Here is a 6,835-nt window from a genome sequence, read left to right as displayed (position 1 = left end):
CTTTCTGCAATTCCGCCCGGTGTGGGTGTCCCCCCGGCCCCCCCACCGGGGCGCCCCCTACCGGGGGCGGTCAATACGCGCCAGTACAGACGAAGCGCGGTATTCCCCCTTATCATTCGCCGTTCGATTTTTGCAGGCGGAACTCCGCGTGACCGATTCCAATCTCGCTTTCGTGTTCCCCGGCCAGGGCTCGCAGTCGCTGGGCATGCTGGCTGAACTGGCTGAACTGCACCCGCAGGTGCGTGAAGCGTTCACCGAAGCCTCCGATGGCGCCGGCGTGGACCTGTGGGCGCTGTCGCAGGGCGGCCCGGAAGAGATGCTCAACCGCACCGAGTACACCCAGCCGGCCCTGCTGGCCGCCAGCATTGGCGTGTGGCGTGCGTGGCAGGCCGTGAACGGTGCCCAGCCGGCCGTGCTGGCCGGCCACAGCCTGGGCGAGTACACCGCCCTGGTGGCCGCCGGCGCCCTGTCGCTGCGCGACGGTGCCCACCTGGTGCGCCTGCGCGGCCAGCTGATGCAGGACGCCGCCCCGACCGGCGTGGGCGCCATGGCCGCCGTACTGGGCGCTGAAGACGCGCTGGTCAAGGCGGTCTGTGAAGAAGCCTCCGGCAGCCAGGTGGTGGTGCCCGCCAACTACAACTCGCCCGGCCAGATCGTCATTGGCGGCGATGCCGCCGCCGTCGACCGCGCCCTGGCGCTGCTGGCCGAAAAGGGCGTGCGCAAGGCCGTGAAGCTGGCCGTCAGCGTGCCCTCGCACACCCCGCTCATGCGCGAAGCCGCCAACCGCCTGCAGGAAACCATGGCCGGCCTGGACTGGCGCGTGCCGACCCTGCCGGTGGTGCAGAACGTGGATGCCCGCGTGCACGACGGCATCGATGCCATCCGCACCGCCCTGGTCCAGCAGCTGTACCTGCCGGTGCAGTGGACCGGCTGCGTCGAAGCCCTGGCCGCGCGCGGCGTGACCCGCGTGGCCGAATGCGGCCCGGGCAAGGTGCTCAGCGGATTGATCAAGCGCATCGACAAGAACCTGGATGCGCGCACACTGTCCACGCCCGCCGACTTCGAGACGGCCCGCGAGACCTGGGCCGCCTGATGACTTTCGACCGCGTTCGCCACGTGCCAGCCCACGGGCCGGTGCTGCGGACCGGTCCCGTTCGAGGAAACTGAGCATGAGCAAGCCCCTTCAGGGTGAAATCGCACTGGTGACCGGCGCCAGCCGTGGCATCGGCGCGGCGATCGCCGATGCACTGGCCGCGCAGGGCGCGACCGTCATCGGTACCGCCACCACCGATTCCGGTGCCGCCGCCATCGGCGAGCGCCTGGCTGCCGCAGGCGGCCACGGCCGCGCGCTGAACGTGACCGACCCGGCCGCGCTCGAGGCCGTGCTGGACGGCATTGCCAAGGAATTCGGTGCCATCACCATCCTGGTCAACAACGCCGGCATCACCCGCGACAACCTGCTGCTGCGCATGAAGGACGAGGACTGGCAGGCCATCCTCGACACCAACCTGACCAGCGTCTACCGCACCTCCAAGGCCGTCATCCGCGGCATGATGAAGGCGCGCAAGGGCCGCATCATCAACATCGCCTCGGTGATCGGCGTGACCGGCAATGCCGGCCAGGCCAATTACGCCGCGGCCAAGGCTGGCATCATCGCCTTCTCCAAGTCGCTGGCCAAGGAAATCGGCTCGCGTGGCATCACCGTCAACGTGGTGGCGCCGGGCTTCATCGATACCGACATGACCAAGGCGTTGCCGGAAGAACAGCGCACCGGCCTGGTCAAGACCATCGCCCTGGAACGCCTGGGCGAGCCTTCCGACATCGCCAATGCGGTGGCGTTCCTGGCCGGTCCCTCGGCCAGCTACATCACCGGCGAAACCCTCCATGTGAACGGCGGCATGTACATGCCGTAAGCATGTGGTGCAGGGACTGCACCGCAAGTGGTTGATCCAAATGGAGTTTTGCAGCCATGCAAGGCCCCTGCGGTTTCCACTACACTATCCCACGGCCATCGCCATTTGATGGCGTCACTTTTTGAACCACTACTCCATCTGGAGCGATATCCAATGAGCACCATCGAAGAACGCGTCAAGAAAATCGTCGTCGAACAGCTTGGCGTCAAGGAAGAAGAAGTTGTCACCACCGCATCGTTCGTCGATGACCTGGGTGCCGACTCGCTGGACACCGTTGAACTGGTGATGGCGCTGGAAGAAGAATTCGAGTGCGAGATCCCGGACGAAGAAGCCGAGAAGATCAGCACCGTCCAGGCTGCGATCGACTACGTCAAGGCTCACGTCAAGGCGTGATGTCGGGCGGCTTGCGCGCGGTAGTGGTGCTTACCGCCACCGCGTGCAGCAAACCCATGGGGCCGCGCTTGCGGCCCTGTGCTTTTGAGCGTTACACCGCGTCAACCCCGCATTACCCGGGTCAGGAGAATCTGCAATGAAGCGTCGCGTCGTCGTTACCGGCATGGGCATGGTCTCGCCGTTGGGCAATGATCTGGCCACCAGTTGGAAGGGCATCACCGAAGGCCGTTCCGGCATCGGCCCGCTGACCAACGTTTCGCAGGCTTACCTGGACCGTTTCACCACCAAGATTGCAGGTGAGGTCAGGGACTTCGACATCACCGCCGACAACGAACAGTTCGGCAAGTTCCGGGTCAGTGGCAAGGATGCCAAGAAGATGGACCCGTTCATCCATTACGGCCTCGGTGCCGCCTTCATGGCCTTGAACGATTCGGGCCTGGAGATCACCGACGGCAATGCCGAACGCATCGGCGCCATCGTTGGCGCGGGCATCGGCGGCCTGCTGGGCATCGAGGAACAGACCATCGAGTTCCACGAGGGCAAGAAGATCTCACCCTTCTACGTGCCCAAGACCATCATCAACATGCTGCCCGGGCAGCTGAGCATCATCACCGGTTTGAAGGGCCCGTCGTTCTCGGCGGTGTCGGCCTGCGCCACCTCGAACCATTCCATCGGCACCGCCATGCGCATGATCCAGTACGGCGATGCGGACGTGATGGTGGTGGGTGGTGCCGAGCGTGGCTCCTCGCCGACCGCGCTGGGCGGCTTCTGCGCCATGAAGGCCATGAGCACCCGCAACGACGCCCCGGCCGAAGCTTCGCGCCCGTGGGACAAGGAACGCGACGGCTTCGTGCTCGGCGACGGTGCCGGCATCCTGATCCTGGAAGAGTACGAACACGCCAAGGCACGCGGTGCGCGCATCTATGCCGAGCTGGCCGGTTTCGGCGCCAGCTCCGATGCGTACCACATGACCGCCCCGAGCGAGAACGGCGAAGGCGCCGCCCGCTGCATGACCATGGCCCTCAAGGATGCCGGTGTGACCCCGGACCAGGTGGGCTACCTCAACGCGCACGGCACCTCCACGCCGCTGGGCGACCTGGGCGAAACCATGGCCATGAAGACCGCCTTCGGCGACCACGCCTACAAGATGATGGTCAGCTCCACCAAGTCGATGACCGGCCACCTGCTCGGCGCGGCCGGCGGCGTGGAAGCCATCTTCTCGGTGCTGGCGCTGCGCGACAACATCATTCCGCCCACCATCAACCTGCACGAAGCGGGCGAGGGCTGCGACCTGGATTACGTGCCCAACACCGCACGTGAGGCCAAGGTGGATGTGGTGATGTCCAACGGCTTCGGCTTCGGCGGCACCAACGGCACGCTGGTGTTCAAGCGCGTCTGATCGCGCCTTCCAACGCTACCGCACCGGGCCGCCATCTTGGCGGCCTTGGTGTATCTGGCCCCTGCACTTACTTTGGTTGCCCTGCCATGTTCCAGACCCGCCTGCTGCCCGACACCACCGACCTGCTTGCGCTTCAGCGGCTGGCGCCGGAGCGTTACCCGCTGCTGATGGAATCCACCGCCTCGGGTACCGCGCAGGGCCGCTGGGACCTGCTGCTGATGGGCAACGGTGAATCGCTGGCGCTGCAGGCCGATGGCGTGGTGCGCGACCACGGCGGTACCGCGCATGCCGGCAGCTTCCTCGACGTGCTCGACGCGCACTGGCAGTCCCTGCGTTTGCCGCGCGAAGAAACCGGCCTGCCGTTCCGGGGTGGCTGGGCGCTGATGCTCGACTACGAACTGGCTGGCCAGATCGAAACCGTGCTCAGCCTGCCGGCGCGCGCCGACGGCCTGCCCAGTGCACTTGCGCTGCGCTGCCCGGCCGCCGTGCTGCACGACCGCGTACTGGGCCAGTTCCACGCCGTGTGCGAAACCGACCACGCCGACCAGCTCGACACCCTGCTGCAGGACCTGGACGCCACCGCCACGCTGCCGCCGCTGCCGCAGTGGCAGCCCCCGGCGCAGATGGAAGAGGACGCGCCCACGCGCTTCACCGACGGCGTAGGCAAGGTCATCGACTACCTGCGTGCCGGCGATGTGTTCCAGGTGAACCTGTCGCGGCGCTGGATCGCGCATTTCAATGCGGCGCTGTCGCCGCAGGCGCTGTACGCGCAGCTGCGCGTGGCCAACCCGGCGCCGTTCGCCGGCCTGTTCATCGCGCAGGGCAGGGCGGTGGTGAGTTCCTCACCGGAGCGCCTGGTCTCGGTGCATGGCGACGACGTGCAGACCCGCCCGATTGCCGGCACCCGGCCGCGCTTCGCCGGCGACGACGATGCCGAGCGCATCCGCGAGCTGGTCGGCCACCCCAAGGAGCGCGCCGAACACGTGATGCTGATCGACCTGGAGCGCAACGACCTGGGCCGCATCTGCACCGCCGGCAGTGTTGAAGTGGACGAGCTGATGAGCGTGGAAAGCTACGCCCACGTGCACCACATCGTGAGCAACGTGCGTGGCCGCCTCCGCCCGGGCGTGAGCCCCGGCCAGGTGATTGCCGCCACCTTCCCCGGCGGCACCATCACCGGCTGCCCCAAGGTGCGCTGCATGCAGATCATCGCCGAGCTGGAACAGACCGCGCGCGGCGCCTACACCGGCGCGTTCGGCTGGCTGAACCGCGACGGCGACCTGGACCTGAACATCCTCATCCGCACCGCCGAAGTGGCCGGCACCCACGCCGCGTTCCGCACCGGCGCCGGCATCGTCGTCGATTCGGACCCCGCCAAGGAGCTGGATGAAACCCGCGCCAAGGCCCGCGGCCTGATGCGCGCGCTCGGCCGCCAGGAATGAGCCAAGGTATGCTGTAGGGCGAACGCGTAGGGACACGCCATGCGTGTCCGCGCTGAAACGATAAACCCGTAGAGCCACGCCCTGCGTGGCTGCACCACCCACCGAGGAATGCATGGCAGGCGTAAAACGAGGTTGTCTAACGGTCCTGACGGTACTGCTGCTAGGCGCACTTCTCTTGGCCGCCGCCGGCGCATGGTTCTGGCACAGCCAGAGCGGCTTCGCCGACACCGCCATCAGCCCCGACCAGCCCAGCGTGGTCATCGCCCCGGGAGACGGCCTGCAGACCGTGGTGCGCAAACTGCGCGATGCCGGCGTGGATGAAGGCAACGACACCCAATGGCAGCTGCTCGCGCGCCAGCTGGACGCCGCCGGCAAGCTCAAGGTCGGCGAATACGCGCTGGACGCCAAGCTCACCCCGCGCGAACTGCTCACCCGCATGCGCCAGGGCCGCACCCTGCAGCACCGCGTCACCATCGTCGAAGGCTGGAACATCCGCCAGCTGCGTGCCGCGCTCAAGCGCGCCGATCCGCTGATCCACAAAACCGACGAGCTGGACGATGCCGCGCTGATGAAGGCGCTCGGCTTCCCCGGCCAGCACCCGGAAGGCCGCTTCCTGCCCGAGACCTACGTCTACCAGCGCGGCGATACCGACCTGGACGTGCTCAAGCGCGCCCACGCCGCCATGGAAAAGGAACTGGCTGCCGCCTGGGAAAGCCGCGCCGACGACCTGCCGCTGAACTCCCCGTACGAGCTGCTGATCCTGGCCTCCATCATCGAAAAAGAAACCGCGCTGCCCAGCGAGCGCCCGCAGATTGCCGGCGTGTTCATGCGCCGCCTGAAGATGGGCATGCGCCTGCAGACCGACCCGACCGTGATCTACGGCATCGGCAGCAGCTACGACGGCAACATCCGCAAGCGCGACCTCACCACCGATACGCCGTACAACACCTACACCCGCGCCGGGCTCACCCCCACGCCGATCGCCATGCCGGGCCGCGATGCCCTGCAGGCTGCTGCACGCCCGGCCGCCGGCGATGCGCTGTACTTCGTGGCCGTGGGCGATGGCAGCGGCGCGCACGTGTTCTCGGCCAACTACACCGACCACAACGCCGCCGTGGCCCGTTACCTGCAGCAGCTGCGCCAGCAGCGCGCCCAGCCGCAGGCGGCCCCGCAATGAGCCCCGCACTGCGCCGCCACCCGCGGTTCATCAGCCTGGAAGGCGGCGAGGGCGCCGGCAAGACCACCGCCCTCAACGCCATCCGCGCCGCCCTGCAGGCGCAGGGCCACGAAGTCGTGCTGACCCGCGAACCCGGCGGCACCCCACTGGCCGAACGTATCCGCGCGCTGGTGCTGACCCCGGATGCGGAGATCGCCGCCGAACCGCTCAGCGCCGAAGCCGAGCTGCTGCTGGTATTCGCCGCCCGTGCCCAGCACGTGCGCCAGGTGATCGAACCGGCCCTGCGCCGGGGCTGCTACGTGCTCAGCGACCGCTTCACCGATTCCAGCTACGCCTACCAGGGCGGTGGCCGTGGCCTGGAGCCGGCGTGGATCGCCGAGCTCGAGCGCCGCGCCGTGGGCCTGCTGCCCGGCCTGACCCTGCTGCTGGATGTGGACGTGGCCGTGGGCCGCGCCCCCGCCCACGGCCCCGCCCTGTGGCCAGCCCGCCTCGAAATCGAGCAGGTCCATTT

Annotated in this window: 7 protein-coding genes; all 7 read left to right on the top strand. The window is 67.7% G+C overall.

All coding sequences use genetic code 11. The features are described 5' to 3' along the window. Positions 1–148: 148 nt before the first annotated feature. Entirely contained in the window at positions 149–1,093 is a 945-nt protein-coding gene (gene fabD, locus QMX79_RS19180) for an ACP S-malonyltransferase (RefSeq protein ID WP_282248192.1), read from the top strand. A 76-nt stretch (positions 1,094–1,169) separates the two neighbouring features. Next, a complete protein-coding gene (gene fabG, locus QMX79_RS19175; protein WP_282248191.1) occupies positions 1,170–1,913 on the top strand; it encodes a 3-oxoacyl-ACP reductase FabG in 744 nt (247 codons plus the stop codon). A 153-nt stretch (positions 1,914–2,066) separates the two neighbouring features. Continuing rightward, entirely contained in the window at positions 2,067–2,306 is a 240-nt protein-coding gene (gene acpP, locus QMX79_RS19170) for an acyl carrier protein (protein ID WP_068849637.1), read from the top strand. Positions 2,307–2,442: 136 nt separating this feature from the next. Further along, on the top strand, positions 2,443–3,705 hold the full coding sequence (fabF, locus tag QMX79_RS19165; protein WP_068849639.1) for a beta-ketoacyl-ACP synthase II: 1,263 nt from the start codon (positions 2,443–2,445) through the stop codon (positions 3,703–3,705). An 86-nt stretch (positions 3,706–3,791) separates the two neighbouring features. Beyond that, positions 3,792–5,147 (top strand): aminodeoxychorismate synthase component I, encoded by a 1,356-nt coding sequence (locus QMX79_RS19160; RefSeq protein WP_282248190.1) that lies wholly within the window; start codon positions 3,792–3,794, stop codon positions 5,145–5,147. 112 nt (positions 5,148–5,259) lie between these two features. Further along, positions 5,260–6,324: an endolytic transglycosylase MltG gene (mltG, locus tag QMX79_RS19155; RefSeq protein WP_282248189.1), complete on the top strand. Its 1,065-nt coding sequence runs from the start codon at positions 5,260–5,262 to the stop codon at positions 6,322–6,324. Next, positions 6,321–6,835: dTMP kinase (gene tmk, locus QMX79_RS19150; RefSeq protein ID WP_282248188.1), on the top strand; the 515-nt coding region annotated here is incomplete at its 3' end. The genes mltG and tmk, both read left to right, overlap by 4 nt.

Origin of the sequence: Stenotrophomonas sp. PS02300 (assembly GCF_029959395.1) — a bacterium.
Lineage (GTDB): Bacteria > Pseudomonadota > Gammaproteobacteria > Xanthomonadales > Xanthomonadaceae > Stenotrophomonas > Stenotrophomonas maltophilia_AD.
Note: the sequence above shows the minus strand (reverse complement) of the source record. Positions and strands in the feature narration are given on the sequence as shown.